The organism is Azospirillum sp. UFLA03-27 (genome assembly GCF_059803775.1).
Window position 1 is genome coordinate 1 of the sequence record NZ_JAUQTX010000038.1, and the last position, 21,599, is coordinate 21,599.

The 21,599-nt window shown below is 69.1% G+C and carries 25 protein-coding genes; 14 read left to right on the forward strand and 11 right to left on the reverse strand.

Annotation, left to right across the window (positions count from 1 at the left end):
- Nucleotides 1-45 precede the first annotated feature (45 nt).
- The 5 genes from Q4I23_RS08455 (at nucleotide 46) to Q4I23_RS08475 (ending at nucleotide 4,030) form a co-directional block, all read left to right on the forward strand.
- Nucleotides 46-267 (forward strand): NnrS family protein, encoded by a 222-nt coding sequence (locus Q4I23_RS08455; RefSeq protein ID WP_498525918.1) that lies wholly within the window; start codon nucleotides 46-48, stop codon nucleotides 265-267.
- Between the two features lie 92 nt (nucleotides 268-359).
- The gene (locus Q4I23_RS08460) at nucleotides 360-1,280 is read left to right on the forward strand and encodes a hypothetical protein (protein ID WP_498525919.1); all 921 of its coding nucleotides are present in this window, start codon (nucleotides 360-362) and stop codon (nucleotides 1,278-1,280) included.
- Nucleotides 1,281-1,402: 122 nt separating this feature from the next.
- A complete protein-coding gene (locus Q4I23_RS08465) occupies nucleotides 1,403-2,269 on the forward strand; it encodes an NAD(P)-dependent oxidoreductase (protein ID WP_498525920.1) in 867 nt (288 codons plus the stop codon).
- A 6-nt stretch (nucleotides 2,270-2,275) separates the two neighbouring features.
- Complete coding sequence (locus tag Q4I23_RS08470) at nucleotides 2,276-3,031, forward strand: SDR family oxidoreductase (protein ID WP_498525921.1); 756 nt, start codon at nucleotides 2,276-2,278, stop codon at nucleotides 3,029-3,031.
- A gap of 3 nt (nucleotides 3,032-3,034) precedes the next feature.
- A complete protein-coding gene (locus Q4I23_RS08475; protein ID WP_498525922.1) occupies nucleotides 3,035-4,030 on the forward strand; it encodes a threonine ammonia-lyase in 996 nt (331 codons plus the stop codon).
- Here Q4I23_RS08475 and Q4I23_RS08480 read toward each other — a convergent pair.
- On the reverse strand, nucleotides 4,002-4,868 hold the full coding sequence (locus tag Q4I23_RS08480; protein WP_498525923.1) for a class I SAM-dependent methyltransferase: 867 nt from the start codon (nucleotides 4,866-4,868) through the stop codon (nucleotides 4,002-4,004). The genes Q4I23_RS08475 and Q4I23_RS08480 overlap by 29 nt on opposite strands.
- Before the next feature lie 165 nt (nucleotides 4,869-5,033).
- On the reverse strand, nucleotides 5,034-5,174 hold the full coding sequence (locus Q4I23_RS08485; protein WP_498525924.1) for a hypothetical protein: 141 nt from the start codon (nucleotides 5,172-5,174) through the stop codon (nucleotides 5,034-5,036).
- Between the two features lie 167 nt (nucleotides 5,175-5,341).
- Here Q4I23_RS08485 and Q4I23_RS08490 point away from each other — a divergent pair, with 167 nt between their 5' ends.
- Nucleotides 5,342-6,100 carry an HAD family hydrolase gene (locus Q4I23_RS08490; RefSeq protein ID WP_237903856.1) on the forward strand — a complete coding sequence of 253 codons (759 nt, stop codon included), beginning with the start codon at nucleotides 5,342-5,344 and terminating at the stop codon, nucleotides 6,098-6,100.
- On the opposite strand, the gene Q4I23_RS08495 is transcribed toward Q4I23_RS08490, so the two are convergent.
- The 6 genes from Q4I23_RS08495 to Q4I23_RS08520 form a co-directional block, all read right to left on the reverse strand.
- Complete coding sequence (locus tag Q4I23_RS08495; protein ID WP_498525925.1) at nucleotides 6,052-7,260, reverse strand: NnrS family protein; 1,209 nt, start codon at nucleotides 7,258-7,260, stop codon at nucleotides 6,052-6,054. The genes Q4I23_RS08490 and Q4I23_RS08495 overlap by 49 nt on opposite strands.
- Before the next feature lie 143 nt (nucleotides 7,261-7,403).
- Nucleotides 7,404-7,970 (reverse strand): hypothetical protein, encoded by a 567-nt coding sequence (locus Q4I23_RS08500; protein ID WP_174450600.1) that lies wholly within the window; start codon nucleotides 7,968-7,970, stop codon nucleotides 7,404-7,406.
- A gap of 129 nt (nucleotides 7,971-8,099) precedes the next feature.
- A complete protein-coding gene (mog, locus tag Q4I23_RS08505; protein WP_014240048.1) occupies nucleotides 8,100-8,639 on the reverse strand; it encodes a molybdopterin adenylyltransferase in 540 nt (179 codons plus the stop codon).
- A 32-nt stretch (nucleotides 8,640-8,671) separates the two neighbouring features.
- Complete coding sequence (gene ccoG, locus Q4I23_RS08510; RefSeq protein WP_035672844.1) at nucleotides 8,672-10,135, reverse strand: cytochrome c oxidase accessory protein CcoG; 1,464 nt, start codon at nucleotides 10,133-10,135, stop codon at nucleotides 8,672-8,674.
- Between the two features lie 184 nt (nucleotides 10,136-10,319).
- Complete coding sequence (locus Q4I23_RS08515; protein WP_498525926.1) at nucleotides 10,320-10,811, reverse strand: YbaN family protein; 492 nt, start codon at nucleotides 10,809-10,811, stop codon at nucleotides 10,320-10,322.
- 18 nt (nucleotides 10,812-10,829) lie between these two features.
- Nucleotides 10,830-11,255: a YqaA family protein gene (locus tag Q4I23_RS08520; RefSeq protein ID WP_498525927.1), complete on the reverse strand. Its 426-nt coding sequence runs from the start codon at nucleotides 11,253-11,255 to the stop codon at nucleotides 10,830-10,832.
- Between the two features lie 202 nt (nucleotides 11,256-11,457).
- Between Q4I23_RS08520 and Q4I23_RS08525 the strand changes: the two genes are divergently transcribed.
- The gene (locus Q4I23_RS08525; RefSeq protein ID WP_498525928.1) at nucleotides 11,458-13,788 is read left to right on the forward strand and encodes a PAS domain S-box protein; all 2,331 of its coding nucleotides are present in this window, start codon (nucleotides 11,458-11,460) and stop codon (nucleotides 13,786-13,788) included.
- An 11-nt stretch (nucleotides 13,789-13,799) separates the two neighbouring features.
- On the opposite strand, the gene pyk is transcribed toward Q4I23_RS08525, so the two are convergent.
- On the reverse strand, nucleotides 13,800-15,242 hold the full coding sequence (gene pyk / locus Q4I23_RS08530) for a pyruvate kinase (protein ID WP_498525929.1): 1,443 nt from the start codon (nucleotides 15,240-15,242) through the stop codon (nucleotides 13,800-13,802).
- A 334-nt stretch (nucleotides 15,243-15,576) separates the two neighbouring features.
- Between pyk and rpsM the strand changes: the two genes are divergently transcribed.
- The 5 genes from rpsM to Q4I23_RS08555 all read left to right on the forward strand — a co-directional run bounded on the left by rpsM (nucleotide 15,577) and on the right by Q4I23_RS08555 (nucleotide 18,841).
- The gene (gene rpsM / locus Q4I23_RS08535; RefSeq protein ID WP_014240054.1) at nucleotides 15,577-15,945 is read left to right on the forward strand and encodes a 30S ribosomal protein S13; all 369 of its coding nucleotides are present in this window, start codon (nucleotides 15,577-15,579) and stop codon (nucleotides 15,943-15,945) included.
- A gap of 15 nt (nucleotides 15,946-15,960) precedes the next feature.
- The gene (gene rpsK / locus Q4I23_RS08540) at nucleotides 15,961-16,359 is read left to right on the forward strand and encodes a 30S ribosomal protein S11 (RefSeq protein ID WP_012974490.1); all 399 of its coding nucleotides are present in this window, start codon (nucleotides 15,961-15,963) and stop codon (nucleotides 16,357-16,359) included.
- Between the two features lie 131 nt (nucleotides 16,360-16,490).
- Nucleotides 16,491-17,510, forward strand: coding sequence for a DNA-directed RNA polymerase subunit alpha (locus Q4I23_RS08545; protein ID WP_094304322.1), 1,020 nt, complete (start codon nucleotides 16,491-16,493; stop codon nucleotides 17,508-17,510).
- A gap of 168 nt (nucleotides 17,511-17,678) precedes the next feature.
- Entirely contained in the window at nucleotides 17,679-18,101 is a 423-nt protein-coding gene (rplQ, locus tag Q4I23_RS08550) for a 50S ribosomal protein L17 (protein WP_183180699.1), read from the forward strand.
- 161 nt (nucleotides 18,102-18,262) lie between these two features.
- A complete protein-coding gene (locus Q4I23_RS08555) occupies nucleotides 18,263-18,841 on the forward strand; it encodes a YqaA family protein (protein ID WP_183180700.1) in 579 nt (192 codons plus the stop codon).
- A 76-nt stretch (nucleotides 18,842-18,917) separates the two neighbouring features.
- On the opposite strand, the gene Q4I23_RS08560 is transcribed toward Q4I23_RS08555, so the two are convergent.
- On the reverse strand, nucleotides 18,918-19,181 hold the full coding sequence (locus Q4I23_RS08560; protein ID WP_183180701.1) for a hypothetical protein: 264 nt from the start codon (nucleotides 19,179-19,181) through the stop codon (nucleotides 18,918-18,920).
- 124 nt (nucleotides 19,182-19,305) lie between these two features.
- On the opposite strand from Q4I23_RS08560, the gene Q4I23_RS08565 reads away from it, so the two are divergent.
- The gene (locus Q4I23_RS08565; RefSeq protein ID WP_183180702.1) at nucleotides 19,306-19,710 is read left to right on the forward strand and encodes a hypothetical protein; all 405 of its coding nucleotides are present in this window, start codon (nucleotides 19,306-19,308) and stop codon (nucleotides 19,708-19,710) included.
- Between the two features lie 28 nt (nucleotides 19,711-19,738).
- Nucleotides 19,739-21,076, forward strand: a complete 1,338-nt coding sequence (locus tag Q4I23_RS08570) for a replication-associated recombination protein A (protein WP_498525930.1) — start codon at nucleotides 19,739-19,741, stop codon at nucleotides 21,074-21,076.
- 7 nt (nucleotides 21,077-21,083) lie between these two features.
- Here Q4I23_RS08570 and Q4I23_RS08575 read toward each other — a convergent pair whose 3' ends face one another.
- Nucleotides 21,084-21,560 (reverse strand): hypothetical protein, encoded by a 477-nt coding sequence (locus tag Q4I23_RS08575; RefSeq protein ID WP_498525931.1) that lies wholly within the window; start codon nucleotides 21,558-21,560, stop codon nucleotides 21,084-21,086.
- Between the last annotated feature and the right edge of the window lie 39 nt (nucleotides 21,561-21,599).

A 21,599-nucleotide genomic window follows, 5' to 3' on the forward strand; every position in this document is an offset into this window, starting at 1 on the left:
GTTATAGTCTCGTGGGCTCGGAGATGTGTATAAGAGACAGCCTCCATGATGGTGCGCGCGACCCTGCAGCGGGAGGCGCTGCCGCCGGACTTCTCCCGGCCCGCCACCGCCGCCATCGCTCTGGTCGGCCTGTCCGCCGCGCTGCGCGTCGCCGCGGCCAGCACGGCGCCGGACCTGCTGATGCCTGCGGCGGCGCTGGCCTGGATGGGCGCGCATCTTCTGGTGTTGTGGGTGCTGTTGCGCGTGCCGAAGCGGATCAGGGCGTAACTTTGGCGCCCTGATGTTTGGCGTTCCGGTTCTGGTCTTCGCGCACCGCCATCGCTATGGTGCGCCGGGTGCAACTGACGTCGGCGCGTTCCATGGAAACCTTGCCGTTCGAGGCCGAGACCGCTGTCGTGGTCTGCGCCGATCATGGTGTGTTCGAGCTTCTGGTCGGGCTTCTGCTGTCGCTGCGCCCGCTGGACCGCCGGCGCTACCGGGTCTGCCTGATCGATGTCGGGCTTACCGCCGCGCAGCGCGATCATGTGGCGCCGCTCTGCGACCGCATCGCGCCGGTGCGGGACGATCTGGTGGTCTGGCCGCACCCGCAGCTCGTAACCCAGCTGGACCGGCAGATCCCCTTCTGGAAGGCGATGCTCTGCCGCCCGTTCCTGCGCGACTATTTCCCCGGTTTCCAGTGCTACCTGCATTTGGACGCCGACGTCTGGGTTCAGAATTCCGCCGCGCTGGACGCCGCCGTCGAGGGCGTGCGCGGCGGGCGCGCCGTGATCGTCCCCGAGGCCGACGCGGCTTATCCTTTCCTGGCGTCGCACACCGCCAACGCCCATGCCGTGGCGGAGCGCACCAAGCTCATCACCCGCTTCTTCGGGGAGGAGGTCGCCGCGCTGGCCGGTTCGCTGCCCTATTACAATCTGGGCTTCTACGGGCTTCACCATGACGCGCCCCATTGGGACCTGTTCCGGGACAGCCTGCGCGACGCGACGCGGACCACCTTCCACTTCCTGTGCGAGCAGATCGTCCTGAACATCGTGATGTTCCAGGTGCGGACCACGCTGCTGCTGCCGGCGACGGCCAACTGGATGTGCAGCATGGCCGCGCCCGTGCGTGGAGGGGATGGGCTGTGGCGCTCGCCCGTCTACCCCCACACGCCGATCGATCTGCTGCACCTGACCGGTACGGACAAGCTGGAACGCTACCAGCCGCTGGGGCTGCTCTACGACGGTGGGCGCTATCTGGAGGGCATCGCCCACCTGGCGGCTCCGCACGCGCAGGTCGGCTGAGCGCCGGCCCGTCCGTCGCGGAAGCGCACAACGGCTTGACGGTCCCCGTCCCACCCCCGACACTCCGACGCAACGGCCTCGGCTGAGGGCCATGAGAGGCGGGCGAAGCCGCAGGGGGGATGATGAGCGACACGTTGGAACCGGCCCGCAGCGCGGGCGTCGTCGGGCTCGGCTCCATGGGCATGGGGGTGGCGTTGTCGCTGCTCCGCGCCGGCTTCCGGGTCGTCGGCTGCGACCTCGACGCCGCCAAATGCATGAGCCTCGTCACCCATGGCGGCGAGGCCGCGGGATCGCCCGCCGACGTCGGGCGCCGGGTGGACCGCGTCATCGTCCTGGTCGCCACGGCGGAGCAGGCGGAGGAGGTGCTGTTCGGCGTCGAGGGCGTGGCCGGCACCCTGCCGAAGGGCGGCGTGGTCGTTCTGTCCACCAGCGTCCCGCCGGACATGGCCGCCGCCGTCGGGCGCCGCCTTGCCGAACGAGACCTGCTGATGCTGGACGCGCCGGTCGGAGGCGGCCCGGTGCGGGCGGCGGAGGGCCGCATGGTGGTGATGGCCTCCGGCCCCGAGGACGCCTTCGCGCGGGCCGAAGACCTGATCGCCGCCGCGTCGGGCACGCTGCACCGCGTCGGCACCGAGCACGGGCAGGGCTCCGCCGTGAAGGCCGTGGAGCAGATGCTGACCGGAATCCACGCCGCCGCGGTGGCGGAGGCCACGGCCTTCGGTGTCCGCGCCGGGGTCGACCCACAGCGGCTGGCCGAGATCCTCGCCGCCGGTCCCTTCCACATCCCGTCGCAACGGCCGCTGGGCATCGTCGGGGCGGACCTGGGCCATGTGATGGACGCCGCGCGGAGGCTGGCCGTGCCGACCCCGCTGGCCGCCTCCGCCCTGCAACTCTTCACCATGGCCGCCGCGGTGGGAATGGGGCGCGAGGGCGACGGCGCGCTCGTCCGGATCTTCGACCGGCTGGCCGGCAACCCTCAGGAGAGCTGACAAATCATGTCATCGACACACAAATCCCTGGTCGTCACCGGGGGCGGCCGGGGCATCGGGGCGGCGGTCGCCCGCATGGCCGCGCAGCGCGGCTACGCTGTGACCTTCTCCTACATCGGCAACGCCGCGGCGGCGGAGGCCACGCTGGCGGCGATCCGCAAGGCCGGCGGGCAGGCCCAGGCGGTGAAGGGCGACGCCGCCCGCGAGGACGACATCCGCGCCCTGTTCGACGCGGCGGAGGACCGTTTCGGCCCCACCGCCGGGCTGGTCAACAACGCCGGCATCATCGGCCCCTACGGACGGCTCGACGAGGCCGCACCGGACGACCTGCGCCGCATGCTGGACATCAACGTGACCGGCGCAGTCTTGTGCGCGCGGGAGGCGGTGCGTCGCATGTCCACCCGCCACGGCGGGAAGGGGGGAAGCATCGTTAATGTCGGCTCCATCGCCGCCGTGCTGGGGTCTCCCAACGAGTATGTGGGCTACGCGGCCAGCAAGGGCGCGGTGGACAGCCTCACCGTCGGCCTCGCCCGCGAGGTCGCGAAGGAGGGCATCCGCGTGAACTGCGTGCGGCCCGGCCTGATCGACACCGACATCCAGATCATCCCCGGCATCGGCAACCGGCTCGACAACCCCGCCCTGATCCCGCCCGCCGGGCGCGCCGGGACGGCGGACGAGGTGGCCGAAACCGTGCTGTGGCTGCTGTCCGACGCCGCGTCCTACGTGACCGGCGCCCTTCTCAACGTCTCCGGAGGCCGCTGAGCCATGCCCGCGTCGAATTCCTTTGCCATCGGCCACCAGGACATCGTGGAGGCCGCGGCGCGTTTGGACGGCTTCGCCGTGCGCACGCCGCTGCTGGAGAACGCCCTGCTGAACGAGCGGGTCGGCGGGCGCGTCCTGCTGAAGCCGGAGGTTCTGCAGCGCAGCGGCTCCTTCAAGTTCCGCGGCGCCTTCAACCGCCTGTCCCAACTGACGCCGGAGGAGCGCCGGGGCGGGGTGGTCGCCTGGTCGTCGGGCAACCACGCCCAGGGCGTCGCGGCGGCGGCGGCGCTGCTCGGCATGCCGGCGGTCATCGTCATGCCCAGCGATGCCCCGGCCTTGAAGATCGCCAACACCCGCGGCTACGGCGCCGAGGTGGTGCTCTATGACCGCTGGACCGAAAGCCGCGAAGGCATCGCCACGGCCATCGCGGAGGAGCGGGGTGCGGCCACCGTGCCGCCCTACGACCACCCGCAGATCATGGCCGGGCAGGGCACGGTGGGACTGGAGATCGCCGCGCAGGCGCAGGCCATCGGCGCGGTTCCCGATGACGTGATCGCGCCGTGCAGCGGCGGGGGGCTGATGTCCGGGGTCGCGACGGCGGTCTGCCACACCTTCCCCGACGCCCGCCTGTGGGCGGCGGAGCCGGCGGGCTTCGACGACGTGGCGCGCTCGCTGGCCGCCGGGGAGCGGGTGGAGAACGCCGCCGGGCAGCGCTCCATCTGCGACGCGCTGCTGACCCCAACGCCGGGTGCCCTGACCTTCCCGGTGATGAAGGACCTGCTGTCCGGCAGCCTCGCCGTCACCGACGCCGAGGTGAAGGCCGCCATGGCCTACGCCTTCACCGTGCTGAAGCTGGTGGTCGAGCCGGGCGGGGCGGTCGGGCTGGCCGCCGTGCTGACGGGCAAGCTGCCGGCGGCGGGCCGCACCGTCGCCGTGGTGCTGAGCGGCGGCAACGTCGACGCGGCGACCTTCACGGACGCTTTGGCGTTGTCGTCGTGACGACGTTGCGCTCCAGCACGTAATAGACGGCGCCGGGGGCGAACTTCTTGCGGACCGAGTCGCGGTGGTAGGCGATGTTCCACCGCGTCAGTGCGCAGGCCGCCTCGTCCAGCCGCACCAGCAGCGGGTTGCCGTAGGGCAGGGAAACGCCCATCAGCGGCCCCAGCCGTTCGGTCAGCGGGAAGGAGCAGAAGCGGCGCTGCCGCACCGTGAAGCCCAGCCGGGCGAAGCGCTCCTCCAGCCACTGGACGGGGAAGCCGCGCTCGTTCGCGGTCAGGCCGCGGCGGGGCCGCCGCCAGTCGCCCATGGTGCTGATCGGCTCGCGCAGGATGAACAGACCGCCGGGGGCGGTGACGCGGGCGAACTCGGCCAGCAGGGCGCCGGCGTTCGGGATGTGGTGCAGCGTGTGCAGGCAGACGGTCAGGTCGTTCGCCCCGTCCGCGCAGTCGATGCGCCCGCCCAGCGTGGGGCGGCGGTACTCGGCGGGGGTACCGGCGATGTCGGTCCGCCAGAAGCGCTCGATGGGCTCCACGGCCAGGAAGCGGTCCACCTGCCCGGCAATCGGCGCCACGTCGTCCCCCGCGGCGCAGCCGAAGGCCAGCGCCTGCCGGAAGCGCCGCCCGGCCAGGAAGCGGAAGGCGTGGCGGTGATTCAGCGCGTGGTATTCGTAGCGGTAGCCGGGCCGGTCGGGCGCCGTGCGCGCGAAGTCCTCCGCCGGGTCCCGCGCATCGACCCCGTACCAGTCGGCGATCCGGGCTGCGTCGAAGTCGTCGCCGTAGAGGGCGGCGCCGGAGAAATACTGTTCCTCGAAACTTGCGGACTCGAAACTTGCGGTCATGGGGGCTGAGGCTCCGCTGGATGGACCGCGCGACGATAGCGCGACGGTTCTGGCGGAAACATTCAGCTTGCCCGCCTAGGACGGAGGGGCAGTCCTATGGCGGAGCGTGATCGCGGGGCGCGAAGGGAGCGCCTCCGGTCGGTGGGGCCTATCCTTAAGAGGGGGCTACAGCCGGATGTCGCTCTGGAACAGGCCGAGGTCGAGATGTTCCATCGGCACGCGGCGGGTGCGGCGGCGGCTGAAACGCTTTACGGCGTAGCGGGCGCGACCGAAGAGGGCGGCGTAGCTCTTCAACGTCTTGGGCATGTCCGTTCTTCCCAATCTGTGTAGGGGGTGAACGGATCACAGCTATGACGGGTCCATGTGACAAATTCTATCGCACCGCACACCGCGCCAAGGAACGCCGGACCGCGCCACCTGTTCGAGAAGGAATACCCCCAAAGACACGGGCAACCCATGGTGAGGAGGCGGCGATGAGCGGCGTTCTGAAGGCCGTCATTTTCGACGTGGACGGCACATTGGTCGACTCGGTGGATCTGCACGCCCACGCCTGGGTGGAGGCGATCCGGCATTTCGGCTACCACGCGGAGTTCGACGCGGTGCGCTCCCAGATCGGCAAGGGTGGGGACCAGTTGATGCCGGTCTTCGTGCCGGAGAAGGATCTGGACCGTATCGAGGACGAGCTGGACCATTTCCGGCACGAGCTGTTCGCCCGCAAATACATGCCGAAGGTCCGCGGCTTCCGCCGGGTGCGCGGCCTGTTCCAGCATCTCCACGCCGAGGGTCTGCGCATTGCGCTCGCCTCCTCCGCCAAGGGGGACGAACTGGAGCGCTACAAGCGCGCGGCGGAGATCGAGGACTTGGTGGACGTGGAAACCTCGTCCGACGACGCGGAGCGGTCGAAGCCGCATCCGGACATCTTCGAAGCGGCTTTGGAAAGGCTGGGCCTACCGGCGGCGGAGGCCGTGGTGGTCGGCGACAGCCCCTGGGACGCCAAGGCCGCGGGCCGGGCCGGGCTGACCGTGGTGGGTGTTCTGTGCGGCGGCTTCGCGGAGCAGGATCTGCGCAAGGCCGGCTGCGCGGAGATCTTCCGTGATCCGGAAGACCTCCAGCGCCGCTTCGCCACCAGCCTCATCGGGAAACGCAGCCCACGCGCCATGGGCCTTCTTCAGCCCGGTGGACCTCAGCCGGGGCGGCCGTCGGCCCGCGGGGCGAGCAGGATGGGGGCGTAGACGTAAAGGTAGCAGGCGAAGGCCGCGATCCAGGCTGCACCCGCGCCCTCCAGGGCGGTCCAGTAGAGGTCGCCCGGCAGTTCGGGCGCCAGCACCCGCAGCAGCGCTGCGGCGGTCAGCAGGATGTAGCCGGTCACGGTCGGGCGGGTCACCACCAGCATCCGCCCGGTGTGGCCGAGCGTGGCCCGCGTCATGACGGCCAGGATCATCGTGGCGAAGGCCCCCGCCGTCAGGGCATGGACCCAGGCGGAGCTTTCCACGCCCGCCCCCAGAAGATGCGCGGCCTTCAGCGCCAGGGCCGCCGGCACCCAGGCGTAGCCGAGATGCAGCACCCACAGGATCGGCTGGTCGAGCGTCTTCGCCGGCTGCCAGCCCGTCAGCCGCAGGGCGTGGGCGAGCGCCGCGACGAGCGCCAGCAGACCGGCGACGGCGGTGCCCGGCAGAGCGAGGTCAGCGGGTATCATCAGCAGGGTCGAGACGAGCGTCACCTTCTCCACCCAGGGGCGGGAGACGACGGTGCCGTCCAGCCCGCGCAGCCGCAGGGCGTTGCGGGTGAAGGCCGGGACGATGCGCCCGCCGATCACCGCGATCATCATCAGCACGATGCCGATGGCCAGCGTCTCACCCAGCGCGGTGCCGCCGGACAGCACGCCCAGCCAGTCCAGATGGAACAGCAGGTTGGCAACGGTCAGCAGGCCTAGCAGCGCGAGGAAGGCGGTGTTGCGGATCTTGCCCGCCGCCACCAGCGGCCCGGCCAGCGCGATGCCGAGCGCCGGCAGGAAGGCGAGGTCGAGGATGGCCGCAACCGGCAGCGGCACGCCGATGAAGGGCAGCAGCGCCACCCGCCCGGCCAGCCACAGCGCCGTCAGGCCGGCGAGCGGCAGGCCGGACAGCGCCTTGGTCCCCGTCCAACTCGGCACCGCGGTCAACAGGAAGCCGGCCACCGCGGCGACCACGAAGGCGAACAGCATCTCGTGCGCGTGCCAGGAGGTCGCCGGGACGGCGCCGTCCGGCCAGGATCCGGTCGCCAGCACGGCGATCCAGGCGGCTAGCAGGACGGGCGCGGCAAGGCCGGAGAGCAGGAAGAAGGGCCGGAATCCATAAGCGAAAATCAGGGGGACCGGAGGGCGGTCCGGCTGGTCGGCAACGGAACTGGTCATGGCGTTCCCCGCGCGTTGGAGGCATCGGTCATGCCGTCACACTGCGCCGGGGGCGGTCACCCTTCTTTGACCGCCGTCAAACAGAAACCCTCCAAACCAAAATCTGGCACGTTGGAGAAAAAGCCGCGGAGAAAAAGCCGCGGTCAGACCGTGATGCCGTTTTCGGCCATCAGGCGTTTCAGCGCGTCGCGGGCGGGCGCGTCCAGCACGGGAAGGCCGTCGCGGGCGGTCAGCACGAAAGCGCCGGGATCGGCCAGGGTGCGCAGGGCGAAACCGCCCACGCGCGGCGGGCCGCTGCTCAGCGGCGTATCCTCGTAGATCGGCGAGAAGGTGCAGCCCAGAAGCATGGCGCGGGCGATCAGCGCCTCGTCCGACGACCCGCCCGACGCCGGGCTGTTGATGCCGAAGAGAAGCCGCTCGGCCTCGCCGCTGGTGACGAGCCCGCGTTCCTGAAGGATGTCCACCATGGCCGAGGTGGTCATCACCGGGGCGGCGCGGCCCTTCCAGCAGAAGCGCCCGTCATCCCATCCGATGTCCAGGCAGCGGTAGATCATGTGCGGATCGGCGCCGCCGGGCGACCCGGCGACGATGTAGTTGACCCGAAGCAACCCGTTCCACGCCCCGGCCGGAGCGACGATGCAGGAAACACCGCGCCGGGTCAGGCGCAGATAGGTGTCGTTGATGCCCGAAGGCTCGAAATCAAACAGCATGGCTGGCTCACCTTGATCGGGGACCCCGCTCCCCTCGAACGAAAAAGGTGAGCACGGGTTCCCGCAAGGCAACATGGCCATGCGTATGGTATCCCTCTCCACACGCGCAAAAAGGGTATAGGCAAAAGCTCAGGACTTCGGGCGGAATGCCTTGCAGACCAATGGGTCAGTGTCGATGCGCGCCGCACCGATCAGATCGAGGCAGTACGGAATTGCCGGGAAGACCGCCATCAGGCAGTCATGGATGGCCGAAGGCTTGCCCGGAAGATTCACGATCAGGCTGCTGCCGCGGATTCCCGCGGTTTGGCGCGACAGGATGGCGGTCGGCACCACGGTCAGGCTGACCGACCGCATCAGCTCCCCGAAGCCGGGCATCATCTTTTCGCAGACCTGCTCCGTCGCCTCCGGCGTCACGTCGCGCGGGGCAGGGCCGGTGCCGCCGGTGGTGACGATCAGGTCGCAACGCTCCCGGTCAGCCAGTTCGATCAGGGTGGCGGCGATGCCCTCGCGGTCGTCGGGGATGACGCGGGCCACCGGCTCCCAGGGGGAGGCAACGATGCGCGTCAGCTCCTCCCGGATGGCCGGGCCGCCCTTGTCCTCGTAGATGCCCTGGCTGGCCCGGTCGGACACGGTGACGATGCCGATGCGGGCGGGCTTTGCGGAGGTCATGGGCGGCGGTCCTTATGGAGTGTCCGGCAGGCTTACTTGCTGCCCGGCGCCAGGAACACGCTCTTGTAGCTGTCCCGGTCGCCGTTGTTGGTGTCGGTCAATTGGAAGGTGACCGGGGTGGAGGCGTCCGGCACGGAGTCGCGCGGCACCGTGACGTAGACGCGGTAGGTCGCCACGCTGTCCGGGGAGGCGGAAATGTGGCTGACCGCGCTGCCGCTGTCCTCGTCGCGCTCGCCCACCACCTTCACCTCGGCGCCGGCGATGCCGGCGGCAGCCAGCGTGTAGGAGCGGTCCTGGCGGGTCTTGTTGGAGACCTTGAAGGTGTAGGCGTTGCGGATGGTGCCGTCCTGCAGCGTGACGAACAGCGGAGCGCGGTCGCGCTGCACGGCGATGTCCAGCCGCGGGCGCAGCGCGTAGCTCCAGGCCATGGCGCCGGTGATCACCAGCATCAGCAGGCCGTAGACGATGGTGCGCGGGCGGATCAGCCGCCACTGGTAGGTCTTGCCCTGGGCGCGGGTGTCCTGGGCGGCCAGGCTGTCGAAGCGGATCAGCCCCTTTGGCAACTCCTGCGACACCATGATGTTGTCGCAGGCGTCGGCGCACAGGCCGCAATTGATGCAGTCCGCCTGCTCGCCGGTGCGGATGTCGACGCCGACCGGGCAGACCTGCACGCACTGGCCGCAGTCGATGCAGTCGCCGAAGCCCTTGGTCCGGCGCTCGTCCCAGCTCTGCGACTTGCGCTTCGGGCCGCGGGTGTCGCCGCGCAGCGTGTCGTAAGTGACGACAAGGCTGTGCTCATCCAGCATGGCGGTCTGGATGCGCGGCCACGGGCACATGTAGTAGCACATCTGCTCGCGCGTCCAGCCGGCCATGACGTAGGTCATGCCCGCGAACAGGGCGAAGAAGCCCGCCGCCTCATAGGTCGCGTTGAAGGTCAGCAGATCGACGGCCAAGCGCGGCGCGTCGGTGAAGAAGGCGACGAAGCCGAAGCCGGTGATGACGGACAGCGCCAGCCAGCCGGCGTGCTTGCCGGTCTTGCGCAGGACCTTTTTCGCGGTCCAGGGCGCCTTGTCCAGGCGGATGCGCTCCGCCCGGTCGCCTTCGAAGGCGCGCTCGATCCAGACGAACAGGTCGGTCCACACCGTCTGCGGGCAGGTGAAGCCGCACCACACGCGCCCGGCCAGCGCCGTCGCCAGGAACAGCCCCAGCGCGGCCACGATCAGCACGCCGGTGAGGTAGTAGATCTCCTGCGGCCAGATCTCGATCCAGAAGATGAAGAAGCGCGGCGTCGTCAGGTCGAACAGCACTGCCTGGGCCGGCGCGTCGGGGCCGCGTTCCCAGCGAATCCAGGGGGCGATGAAGAAGACCGCCAGAAGCACCCAGGTCAGGATGGTCTTCCAGCGCCGGTAGCGTCCGGAGACGGCCTTCGGGTGGATCTTCTTCTGGCTTTCGAAGAACTGGATTTTCGCCGGCGTGACAGCGCTTCCGTCTGGCATATCGTCTGCCTTGGCTCCGGATAGGGACGCAAGACCGGACAATAGCGGACAGGACCCGAGCGCCTCTTGATCGGGATCAAGACGAGAACGGATTTGAAAAATCCCTATGGGTAATAAGGATTTTTCAGCGGCGCTGGTGACCGGCCGGGATTGCCGGCTGTAATACGTCCATCGGCCGATTGGCTCAAGCTTCGTTTCGCAATGCGGAAACGTTTCCGTCCTCCGCCGCCACCGTACCGTCGAGTGCCGCATCCTCCGCTCCCGGAGTGGATGGGGAGGGGCGGGTGACGATGTAGACGGCCACCGCCGCCATGCAGGTGCCGGCCAGGATGGGAACCAGCGGGCGGCTGGCGGTCAGCACCACGATCGCCCAGCTCACGCTCATGCCGATCAGCGCCGCCGCCTTCGCCTTGCGGGGGATCGCCCCCTCGGATTGCCAGTCGCGCAGCAGCGGGCCGAAGCGCGGGTCGCGGTACAGCCGGTCGCGCAGGGCGGGGCTGCTCTTGGCGAAGGCCCCCGCGGCCAGCAGAAGGAACGGGGTGGTCGGCAGGAGCGGCAGCACGGTGCCCGCGATGCCCAGCCCGACCGCGGCGTAGCCCAGCGCCAGCCACAGCCGGCGCCGCAGGGGGGAGGCGCAGACGGGTGCGTCCTCCACAAGGGCGGTCTGGTCGTCCATGGGGTGAATGTAGGACGCTCACACGGCCAGGACCAGCACCGCGTAGCGGGCCGCCTTGCCCGCGGTGACCAGCAGCAGGAAAACCCGGATGTCCACCCGCAGGATGCCGGCCACCAGAGTCAGCGGATCGCCGATGAAGGGCATCCAGGCCAGCAGCAGCGACCAGACCCCGAAGCGTTGGTACCAGCGGGTGGCCCGCGCCACCATGGAGGCGGGAACCGGGAACCAGCGGCGGTCCTGGAAATGCATCAGGTAGCGCCCGAGCGCCCAGTTGACCACAGACCCCAGCACGTTGCCCGTCGTGGCGAACAGCAGAAGCGCCAGATGGTCGTAGTTGCCGGTGGCGTGCATGCCGACCAGCAGGATTTCCGACTGGGCCGGAAAGATGGTTGCGGCCAGGAACGCGGTCAGGAACAGCCCGCCGTAGGCGGCAAACTCGGACATGCGGCGGTCGGTCCTTCCGGGCCGGGGGGTGGCGGAGGCTAGAACATGGGTGCGCATACAGGAATGCGGGAGGCGCCATGGTGCAGCCGCGATAAACTGGTGTAGATTCATTTTGTATGAATTCGCAGCGGATGGACTCGGAACGCCTGGCCGGTCTCATCCGGCGGGCGTCATCTTTGGGAATGAAGGGGAGTGTTCGCGGATGGCCGCTGCCGGCCTTGCCCGCTTCGATGCCGACGGGCGCCTGATCTGGGCCAACGCCGTGTTCCGGGCGTCGCTGGGCGGTTGTCCGGGGGACAGCCTCGACGCCCTTCTGGGGGCGCTTCCGTTGCGTGGGAACGCTGCCGCGGTGGCGGACCGGTTGCGTGCCGGAGAGACGGTGGCGCTTGCGGCTGCGCCGGGTGAAGGACATGGACTCCTGATTCCGGCGGAGGGCGAGGGCGGCGAATTGGTGTTGACCCTTGCCGGTGATGGCGGCGCCCCGCAGGAGGACACCGGCTTCTTCGGCCTGGAAGACCTGCTGGGCGACCGGGCCGGCGAGGCGGAGCGGGCGATCATGCAGGCCATCGCCGTTCCCCTGGTGGTGACCCGGCTGTCGGACGGCTTGGTGATGGCGGTCAACCAGCCCGCCGGCCTGCTGTTCGGGGTGCCGCTCGACGACGTGGTCGGGCGCAGCTTCGCCAAGGCCTACTACACCGAACCGGCGGAGCGGGAGCGGCTCCTCGTCGCCCTGCGCGACGGTGCGGGCGGCGTGGACGGCTTCGAGACACGGCTGTGCCGGCCCGACGGCAGCGACCTCTGGTCGATGGTCTCCGCCCGGCGGTTCCGTTTCCGGGGCGAGGAGGCCATGCTCGCCTGCATCAGCGACATCTCCGCCCGCAAGCGCACCGAACAGGCGCTCGAAGCCCAGTGGGACCAGAGCCGGGCGGTCCTGAACGGGCTAGGCCAGGGTGTGATGGCCTTCGACCGGGGGCTTCGGCTGGTCGCCTGGAACGGGCGTGTCACGGAGTTGCTGGGGGTGGAGCCGGAATTCCTGAGCTATCACACGCCCTACGCGGCCATTGCCCGGCGGGTTGGGCAGGGGGTGGCCTTTGGGCCGGTGAGCGTGTGCCCCGACGCCCTGACCGGGTCCGGGACCGGCCCGTCCGCGGCCCTCGAGGTGCCGCTTCCCGCCCGCACCGCCCCGGACGAGCGGTCCTGGGAGTGCACCCGTTCCGACGGTCATGTGCTGGAATGCCTGATCCGGCCTCTGCCCGACGGCGGATTCGTCGTCACCTATACCGACGTGACCGAGCGGCGGAACGCCGAGCGGGAGATCATCGCCAGCCGGGAGCTGTTCGAACTGGCGATCCGGGCGGCGCGCGAGGGGATCTGGCAATGGGACGTGCGCACGGGGGATTTGTGGCTGTCGCCCTACTGGTGGGGAATGCTCGGCTACGGCGAGGATGAGATGGTCAACACCGCCGCCCGCTGGACCGAGCTGATCCTGCCCGAGGATCGCGAGTTGTCGGCCCGGATGGCCCGCGACCTGATCAACGGCGCGATGGGCGAATGCCAGTTCATCCTGCGCTTCCGCCACAAGCGCGGCACCGTGGTTCATATGCTGAGCCGCGCCATCCGCGTTCTTGGTCCGGACGGCGAGCTGTTCCGCATCGTCGGTTCGCACACCGACGTGTCGGACCGCGTCCATGCGGAGGAGCGCGCCCACGCCGCGCGGGAGGAGGCCGAGCGCGCCCTGCGCGACCTGAAGGAGGCGCAGGCCCATCTGATCCAGTCCGAGAAGATGGCGGCGCTGGGGTCGCTGGTGGCGGGGGTGGCGCACGAGATCAACACCCCCATCGGCATCGCCCTGACCGGCGCCTCGCTGATGGCGGAACGGACCCGGGTCATCCGGCGCGATTTCGAGGCGGGAACGCTGCGTCGGCCCGACTTCGCCGACTTCCTCGACATGGCGGGGGAGGCGGCGCACCTGATGCTTCTGAACATCGACCGCGCCGCCCAGCTCATCCAGAGCTTCAAGCAGATCGCCGTCGATCAGGCGAGCGAGGAGCGCCGCGTCTTCGATCTGCGCGACTACATCGACGAGGTGCTGCGCAGCCTGGGCGTCCGCATCAAACGGGCGGCCCACGGCGTGGAGGTGGATTGCCCGGCGGATCTGCTGATCGACGGCTACCCCGGCGCGCTCAGCCAAGTGCTGACAAACCTCGTGATGAACTCGATCATCCACGGCTACGCCCCGGGCCAGCACGGGACGCTGCGCGTGACTGCGCGCGCGGTGGGGGGCGACGAGGTGGAGCTGATCTATGCCGACGACGGGCGCGGCATCCCGTCCGAACTCCATGGCAAGGTGTTCGAGCCCTTCTTCACAACCAGCCGCGGCACGGGCGGCAGCGGGCTGGGGCTGAACATCGTCTACAACATCGCCACCCGCCGGCTGAGGGGCCGCATCGCGCTCGACAGCGCGCCGGGCCGCGGCGCGGCCTTCACCCTGCGCTTTCCCCGCGTCGCGCCGGCGGAGCGTCCGCCGGCCTGACGGCTTTCCCCTTACTGCGCATCCACCCAGGCGATGCGCAGGATGTTGGTGTTGCCGGGGGTGCCGAAGGGAACGCCGGCGGTGATGACCAACCGCTGCCCCTCCACCGCCAGCCCGTCCTCGTAGGCGCAGCGGGCGGCCTTCTGGACCATCTCGTTGAAGTCGGCGACGTCGGCGGAATGCACGCTGTGCACCCCGTAGGCGAGCTGGAGGCGCCGCGCCGTTTCCAGGTTGGAGGTCAGGCACATGATCGGCACCTCCGGCCGCTCGCGGGCGGCGCGCAGCGTGGTCGAGCCGCTGGTGGTGTAGGTGACGATGGCCGCGGCCTGGATGGTGTGGGCGACTTGCCGCGCCGCCGCGGTGACGGCGTCGGTCGAGGTCTGCTGCGGGTCCGGGTGCTGGGCGTCGGTGATGGTGCGGTAGAGCGGGTCCTGCTCGACCCGGCGGGCGATGCGGTCCATCATCGACACCGCCTCGATGGGGTAGGTGCCCGCCGCGGTCTCCGCCGACAGCATCACCGCGTCGGCCCCGTCATAGACCGCGGTCGCCACGTCCGACGCCTCGGCGCGGGTCGGGGCGGGGGCGCCGATCATCGACTCGAGCATCTGGGTGGCGACGATCACCGGCTTGCCGGCCTTGCGCGACTCGCGGATGATCCGCTTCTGGATGCTCGGCACGTCCTCCGCCGGCATCTCGACGCCGAGGTCGCCGCGGGCGACCATGACGCCGTCCGACAGTTCGACGATGCGCTCCAGATGCTGGATGGCCTGCGGTTTCTCCATCTTCGACAGCAGGGCGGCCCGCCCGGCGACCAGCTTGCGCGCCTCGGCCACGTCCTCCGGCCGCTGAACGAAGGACAAGGCCACCCAGTCGATACCCTGGTCGAGCGCGAAGGCCAGATCCTCGTGATCCTTCGGAGTGAGTGGCGTCAGCGGCAGGACGACGCCCGGAACGTTCACGCCCTTGCGGTCGGACAGGCGGCTGCCGGACAGCACGACGCAGTCGGCGTGGTCGGGGCTGCAATCGACGACGCGCAGGCGGACCTTGCCGTCGTCCACCAGCAGCTCCGCCTCCGGCTCAAGCGCGGCGAAAATTTCCGGGTGGGGGAGGCCGACACGGGTCGCGTCGCCCGGCTCGGTGGAGAGGTCGAGGCGGATGCGGTGCCCCGGCTCGACGGTGATGGGGCCGTCGGCGAAGGTGCCCAGCCGCAGTTTCGGTCCCTGGAGGTCGGCCATCACCGCGATGGGATGGTCCAGTTCCGCCTCCAGCGCGCGCAGCGTGGCGAGGCGCTGGCCGTGGTCCTCGTGCGTGCCGTGGCTGAAATTGAGGCGGAAGACGTCCACGCCCGCCTCGAACAGCGCGCGGATCATCTCCGGCGTCGCGGTGGCCGGCCCCAGCGTGGCGACGATCTTGGTCAGGCGGAAGCGCCGGAAGGGGATGCCTTTGCGGGTCATGGGTCTGCCTTCTGATATGTTCCGTTCGGGGTGTTCCGTTCGGGGCGGGCCGTTCATCTCAAGTTCTGCCGTCCGGCTTGTCAACCGCGGTCCGCCTCCCCACAATGGTCGGGCCCTGGGAAAAGCACGGTAACGCCGCAGAACGGCCTTGACAGATTTCCGGCTTTTTCTATAGTCGCACCCTCCCGCGGCCCAACCGGCCCGGCGGGAGACATTGTGCGTCCCGTATCCGTGTTTTGCCTCCGGGCCTTCGGGCCCCGGCGTCCGGATCGGGGATCAATCGGTGTGTAGGCGGCCCATGAGGGCTGCCGTTGAGATATCGAGGAGAGCAGGCGTGGCGCGTATCGCTGGCGTCAACATCCCCGCGCAGAAGCGCGTGGAGATTGCGTTGACCTACATTCATGGCATCGGCCCCTTCAAGGCCAAGGAAATCTGCACGAAGCTGGAGATCCCGGCGGAGCGCCGTGTGAACCAGCTCACGGACGACGAGATCCTCAAGATCCGCGAGACCATCGACGCCGACTACCGCGTCGAGGGCGACCTGCGCCGTTCGGTCGCCATGAACATCAAGCGTCTGATGGACATGGCCTGCTACCGTGGCCTGCGTCACCGCAAGGGCCTGCCGGTCCGCGGCCAGCGCACCCACACGAACGCCCGCACCCGCAAGGGTCCGGCCAAGCCGATCGCCGGCAAGAAGAAGTAAGAGGACGCACGGACCATGGCCAAGCCCTCAGCCGCTTCGCAGCGTCTTCGTCGTCGCGAGCGCAAGAACATCACCGCCGGCGTCGCTCACGTGAACGCCTCCTTCAACAACACGATGATCACCATCACCGACGCGCAGGGCAACACCATCGCCTGGTCGTCGTCGGGCACGATGGGCTTCAAGGGTTCGCGCAAGTCGACCCCCTACGCCGCTCAGGTCGCCGCCGAGGACGCGGGCCGCAAGGCCCAGGAGCACGGCATGAAGACCCTCGAGGTCGAGGTGAAGGGTCCGGGTTCGGGCCGTGAGTCGGCGCTGCGCGCTCTGCAGTCGATCGGCTTCCAGATCACCTCGATCCGCGACGTCACGCCGATCCCGCACAACGGCGTCCGTCCGCCGAAGAAGCGTCGCGTCTAAGAAGCATCGCTACTCCGCACCCGCGGGGACCCGCCGTTCCGGGACAGGCGCCGCAGCCATCGCGGCGCCATCGGATGGGAACGGCCGGTCTCCGCGGACGTGTGTCCACCCCGATGGCATGAGGTAATACCGTGGCTCTTCAGAAGAACTGGCAGGAACTGATCAAGCCGAACAAGCTGGACATCCAGCCCGGTGACGACGCCGACCGCGTGGCGACCGTCGTGGCCGAGCCGCTGGAGCGTGGCTTCGGTCTGACGCTCGGCAACGCGCTGCGCCGCGTGCTGCTCTCCTCGCTGCAGGGTGCGGCCGTCACGGCGATCCACATCGACGGCGTGCTGCACGAGTTCTCCTCGATCCCCGGCGTGCGCGAGGACGTGACCGACATCGTCCTCAACATCAAGTCGATGGGTCTGCGCATGGGCGGTGACGGCCCGAAGCGCATGCGCCTGCGCGCCGAAGGCCCCGGCGAGGTGAAGGCCGGCATGATCGAGACCGGCGCGGACATCCAGGTGATGGACCCGGACCTCGTGATCTGCACGCTGGACAACGGCGCGCGCCTGAACATGGAACTGACGGTCGAGACCGGCAAGGGCTACGTCCCGGCCAGCCAGAACCGTCCGGAAGACGCCCCGATCGGTCTGATCCCGGTCGACGCGCTGTTCTCGCCGGTCCGCAAGATCTCCTACAAGGTCGACAACGCCCGCGTCGGGCAGGTCACCGACTATGACCGCCTGTCGATGGTCGTCGAGACCAACGGCGCCGTGAAGCCGGACGACGCGGTGGCGCTCGCCGCCCGCATCCTCCAGGACCAGCTGCAGCTGTTCATCAACTTCGAGGAGCCGACCCACGCGGTCGCCGAGGAGAAGCACGAGGAGGTTCCGTTCAACAAGAACCTGCTCCGCAAGGTGGACGAGCTGGAGCTGTCGGTCCGTTCGGCCAACTGCCTCAAGAACGACAACATCGTCTACATCGGCGATCTGGTGCAGAAGACCGAGGCGGAGATGCTCCGCACGCCGAACTTCGGCCGCAAGTCGCTGAACGAGATCAAGGAAGTGCTGGCCCAGATGGGTCTGCACCTCGGTATGGAAATCCCGAACTGGCCGCCCGAGAACATCGAAGAGCTGGCCAAGCGTCTGGAAGAGCCGTACTAAGTCTCGAACGTTTTACCCCCACCCTTGCCTCCCCGCCCAGCGGGGGCAAGGGTGGGGGAGTTCCCAGGGCCACCAACCGGCCCGCCCCGCGCCGTACCAGCCGAAAACTGGGCGGTCGGGTTCACCACCGGCTCCCCGAGGGGGGCCACGCCATGAAGGAGGACCGTCATGCGTCACGGCGTTTCCGGACGTAAGTTCAGCAAGACCACCAGCCACCGCAAGGCCATGTTCTCGAACATGGCGAATGCGCTGATCAAGCACGAGCAGATCAAGACGACCCTGCCGAAGGCCAAGGATCTGCGCCCGATCGTCGAGCGTCTGATCACGCTCGGAAAGAGGGGTGGCCTCGCCAACCGCCGTCTCGCCTTCGCGCAGCTGCGCGACGACGCGATGGTGACCAAGCTGTTCACCGTCCTGGCCGACCGCTACAAGGACCGCCAGGGTGGCTACAGCCGCGTCCTGAAGGCCGGCTTCCGCTACGGCGACGCCGCCGCCATGGGCGTGATCGAGCTGGTCGACCGCGACGTCGCCGCCAAGGGCCAGGACTCGGGCCCGGTGGAGATCAAGGAAGAGGTCGAGGCCGAGGGCTGAGCCCACGGTTGAGCGATCGTGAAATCTTGTCGCCGCCGTTGCCCACCGGGTTTCGGACGACGATATAGGTGACCGACCGGCCCTCCCTTCGGGTTCACCCCCGGAGGGAGGGTTTCCGGTTTTCGGGTTCCGTCACTTCGGGAGGGCGCCGCGCGCGCGGTATGCTGAAGCCTCTCTACAACCGGATACTCAAGCTCTCCGCCCGCAAGGACGCCGTCTGGTGGATGTCCGCCGTCTCCTTCGCGGAAAGCTCCTTCTTCCCTCTGCCGCCCGACATCATGCTGGTGCCGATGTGTCTGGCGGAGCCCAAGAAGCTCTGGCGCTACACCAACATCTGCGCACTGGCCTCGCTGATCGGCGGGCTGTTCGGCTATGCGGTCGGGTTCTACCTGTTCGAGAGTGTCGGACGGCTGATCATCGACTTCTACAACGCGCAGGACTCGTTCCAGCGCTTCCAGGACATGTTCGCCGAGTTCGGCCCCTGGTTCCTGATCCTCAAGGGCATCACGCCCATACCCTACAAATTGCTGACGATCACCGCGGGATTCGCACACCTCGACCTGACGGTGTTCATCCTGTGCTCGATCGTCGCACGATTCTCGCGATTCTACATGATCGCGATCCTGCTGCACTTCTATGGGCCGCAGGTGCGCGACATCATCGAGAAGCGGCTGATGCTGGTGACGACCGTTCTGCTGGTCATCATCATCGGCGGATTGCTCAGCTTCAAGTTCGTGTGAGCGGCGCGGGGCTTGCCCCGCGCGTCATCCGCATCCACCACGAATCAATCCGGCCAAATCAATCCGGCCGGCCAAATCAATCCGGCATGCCGTGGTCCTGGCGGTTGCGCTCCGACGGGGGCAGGGCGTTGCGCTCGCGGCGGTCGCGCATGACCATCACGCCGATGGCCAGCGCCATGCCGATGCCGGCCAGCAGGGGCAGGACGACCTCGCCGGCGCTGACGGTGGGCATGGCGAGCATGCGCACGACGAGCAGCAACAGGCCGCCGATCAGCAGCGCCACGAAGATGGTGGTCGAGGTCCGGCGGCGCGGAGACGGGCCGGGATTGTTGGGACTCATTTGAGGCATTCCCTTATCGCTTGCGTTCCCGGCATAGTGGGCGCCGAGCCCGCGGCATGGTCCATGCGGGGGACCATCCGCCAACGTCCGGGGTCACGCAAGAACAATGGGAGTCAAAGCCGAGATGTTCCGTCCAAAACTCATTCTGGGGCCGGTGCTGGCCCTCGCCCTGGTTGCGCTCGCCGCCTGCGCGGACGCGCCGGGGCGTTCGTCCGGCGCCGCCGTGGGCGGTGCTCCGGCGGCCTCCACCACGACCTCCACGGGAGCCCCGTCCACGCCGCGCCCGGCCCAGGGGCAGGCTCGCGGTGTCGAAGACCCGTCGCTGCGCCTGGATGGCGGTGTCGGCAGCGACGATTCCTGCCGCGCCCAGTGCGAGCGCAGCAACAACTCCTGCATGGACTCGGTGGCCGCGCGCACGCAGAGCGGGCTCGACCGCCCGGATCGCGGCGGCATATTCTCGCCGACCGACAATTGCCAGCATTCGCTGCGCATGTGCTACCAGCGCTGCGGCGCGCCCACCAACCAGTGACCGGTCCGGTGCGATCGGTGGATCAACGATGAGCAAGCGCGGCGACTCCGGCGCCACCGGTGGCCTGTTCGAGGCGGGCGCCCCGCGCCCGCTGGCCGACCGGCTGCGCCCGCGCAGCCTCGGCGAGGTCGTCGGGCAGGAGCATCTGCTGAAGCCCGACGGGCCGCTGGGCCGCATGGTCGCCGCGCGCCGGCTGGCCTCCATGATCCTGTGGGGGCCGCCCGGCTGCGGCAAGACGACCATCGCGCGCTTGCTGGCCCTGTCCACCGACCTGCATTTCGAGCCGCTGTCGGCGGTCTTCTCTGGCGTGGCCGACCTGCGCAAGGTCTTCGACGCCGCCCGGGCACGGCGCGCGGCCGGGCAGGGCACGCTGCTGTTCATCGACGAGATCCACCGCTTCAACCGCTCCCAGCAGGACGGCTTCCTGCCCTATGTGGAGGACGGCACCGTCACGCTGGTCGGCGCCACCACCGAGAATCCGTCCTTCGAGCTGAACGCGGCGCTTCTGTCCCGCGCCCAGGTCTTCGTGCTGAACCGGCTCGACGACGCGGCGCTGGAAAAGCTGCTGTCGCGGGCCGAGGCGGAGATGGGCCGTCCGCTGCCGCTGACGCCGGACGCCCGATCCGCGCTGAAGGCGATGGCCGACGGCGACGGGCGCTTTTGCCTGAACCTCTGCGAGGAGCTGTTCGCCCTGCCGGTTCCGGAAGACGGCGCGCTTCTCGACAACAACGCGCTCGCCACCGCCATCCAGCGCCGCGCCCCGCTCTACGACAAGGCGCAGGAGGGGCATTACAACCTCATCAGCGCGCTGCACAAGTCGCTGCGCGGCTCCGACACCGACGCGGCGCTCTACTGGTACGCCCGCATGCTGGAGGGCGGCGAGGACCCGCGCTACATCGCCCGCCGGCTGACGCGCTTCGCGGTGGAGGACATCGGCATGGCCGACCCCAACGCGCTGGCGCAGGCCACCGCAGCCTGGGAGGCCTACGAGCGGCTGGGCAGCCCGGAGGGCGAACTCGCCATCGCCCAGCTCGTCATCTATCTGGGGACAGCGCCCAAGTCGAACGCCGGCTACACCGCCTACAAGAGCGCGGTGCGCGCCGCCAAGGAAACCGGCAGCCTGATGCCGCCCAAGCACATCCTGAACGCCCCGACGAAGCTGATGAAGCAGATCGGCTACGGCAAGGACTACGAATACGACCACGACACGGCGGACGGTTTCTCCGGCCAGAACTACTTCCCGGAGGGCATGGCGCGGCGCGCCTTCTACCAGCCGGTGGAGCGCGGCTTCGAGCGCGAGATCAAGAAGCGCCAGGATTACTGGGCGCGCCTGCGCGAACGCAAAGCCGTGGACGGGGACGAGTAGGCGGGTTTCACGGTTTCGGATAGGCGGTTCCCAGAATCCAGGCCGGCGCCTCCGGCGGACCGGAAACCTCGAACACATAGGTCACGGTTTCGCTCGTGAAGGGCTGCGCGCGAACGCAGCGCCCCGCGCCGTCGGCTTCTTCGCACCGCATCGAGGGGACCTGAACGCTCAGCGTCTTGCCGTATTGGCTGCTGCCAAGTTCGTGGTCGCACAGCAATTGTCCCGGATTGCCGGTCAAGGCCTGCCATGCCGCATCCCAGGCCCGGCGGTCGGCGAACATCGGCATGCCGACGCTCTGCCCGGCCTTGGGCGGTGGCACCACGCCCAGAATGTGTCGCGCGAGACGCCCGCCCCCCGCCATGTTGCGTTCGGGATCGGCGGAAAGCCGGACGCTTTGGATTTCCAGGCAGGGAGCGCTCCGCGCCGGGGCGGTGGACAAGAGCAAACCGACGATGAGCAGTCCGGCGATCTTGAGGGTGGGCATGGCGATACTCCAGTGCAATGATCCTGCGCTGACAGTCGG

What these genes read in the sequence shown, in the direction of transcription:
- Q4I23_RS08515 (WP_498525926.1), bottom strand. Translation starts at nt 10,811, where the DNA reads ATGGACGACCAGACCGCCCTTGTGGAGGACGCACCCGTCTGCGCCTCC.
- Q4I23_RS08455 (WP_498525918.1), top strand. Translation starts at nt 46, where the DNA reads ATGATGGTGCGCGCGACCCTGCAGCGGGAGGCGCTGCCGCCGGACTTC.
- ccoG (WP_035672844.1), bottom strand. Translation starts at nt 10,135, where the DNA reads ATGCCAGACGGAAGCGCTGTCACGCCGGCGAAAATCCAGTTCTTCGAA.
- Q4I23_RS08560 (WP_183180701.1), bottom strand. Translation starts at nt 19,181, where the DNA reads ATGAGTCCCAACAATCCCGGCCCGTCTCCGCGCCGCCGGACCTCGACC.
- Q4I23_RS08490 (WP_237903856.1), top strand. Translation starts at nt 5,342, where the DNA reads ATGAGCGGCGTTCTGAAGGCCGTCATTTTCGACGTGGACGGCACATTG.
- Q4I23_RS08525 (WP_498525928.1), top strand. Translation starts at nt 11,458, where the DNA reads ATGGCCGCTGCCGGCCTTGCCCGCTTCGATGCCGACGGGCGCCTGATC.
- mog (WP_014240048.1), bottom strand. Translation starts at nt 8,639, where the DNA reads ATGACCTCCGCAAAGCCCGCCCGCATCGGCATCGTCACCGTGTCCGAC.
- Q4I23_RS08460 (WP_498525919.1), top strand. Translation starts at nt 360, where the DNA reads ATGGAAACCTTGCCGTTCGAGGCCGAGACCGCTGTCGTGGTCTGCGCC.
- Q4I23_RS08565 (WP_183180702.1), top strand. Translation starts at nt 19,306, where the DNA reads ATGTTCCGTCCAAAACTCATTCTGGGGCCGGTGCTGGCCCTCGCCCTG.
- Q4I23_RS08470 (WP_498525921.1), top strand. Translation starts at nt 2,276, where the DNA reads ATGTCATCGACACACAAATCCCTGGTCGTCACCGGGGGCGGCCGGGGC.
- Q4I23_RS08495 (WP_498525925.1), bottom strand. Translation starts at nt 7,260, where the DNA reads ATGACCAGTTCCGTTGCCGACCAGCCGGACCGCCCTCCGGTCCCCCTG.
- Q4I23_RS08475 (WP_498525922.1), top strand. Translation starts at nt 3,035, where the DNA reads ATGCCCGCGTCGAATTCCTTTGCCATCGGCCACCAGGACATCGTGGAG.
- Q4I23_RS08480 (WP_498525923.1), bottom strand. Translation starts at nt 4,868, where the DNA reads ATGACCGCAAGTTTCGAGTCCGCAAGTTTCGAGGAACAGTATTTCTCC.
- rplQ (WP_183180699.1), top strand. Translation starts at nt 17,679, where the DNA reads ATGCGTCACGGCGTTTCCGGACGTAAGTTCAGCAAGACCACCAGCCAC.
- Q4I23_RS08575 (WP_498525931.1), bottom strand. Translation starts at nt 21,560, where the DNA reads ATGCCCACCCTCAAGATCGCCGGACTGCTCATCGTCGGTTTGCTCTTG.
- rpsK (WP_012974490.1), top strand. Translation starts at nt 15,961, where the DNA reads ATGGCCAAGCCCTCAGCCGCTTCGCAGCGTCTTCGTCGTCGCGAGCGC.
- Q4I23_RS08500 (WP_174450600.1), bottom strand. Translation starts at nt 7,970, where the DNA reads ATGCTGTTTGATTTCGAGCCTTCGGGCATCAACGACACCTATCTGCGC.
- Q4I23_RS08485 (WP_498525924.1), bottom strand. Translation starts at nt 5,174, where the DNA reads ATGCCCAAGACGTTGAAGAGCTACGCCGCCCTCTTCGGTCGCGCCCGC.
- Q4I23_RS08465 (WP_498525920.1), top strand. Translation starts at nt 1,403, where the DNA reads ATGAGCGACACGTTGGAACCGGCCCGCAGCGCGGGCGTCGTCGGGCTC.
- pyk (WP_498525929.1), bottom strand. Translation starts at nt 15,242, where the DNA reads ATGACCCGCAAAGGCATCCCCTTCCGGCGCTTCCGCCTGACCAAGATC.
- Q4I23_RS08555 (WP_183180700.1), top strand. Translation starts at nt 18,263, where the DNA reads ATGCTGAAGCCTCTCTACAACCGGATACTCAAGCTCTCCGCCCGCAAG.
- Q4I23_RS08520 (WP_498525927.1), bottom strand. Translation starts at nt 11,255, where the DNA reads ATGTCCGAGTTTGCCGCCTACGGCGGGCTGTTCCTGACCGCGTTCCTG.
- Q4I23_RS08570 (WP_498525930.1), top strand. Translation starts at nt 19,739, where the DNA reads ATGAGCAAGCGCGGCGACTCCGGCGCCACCGGTGGCCTGTTCGAGGCG.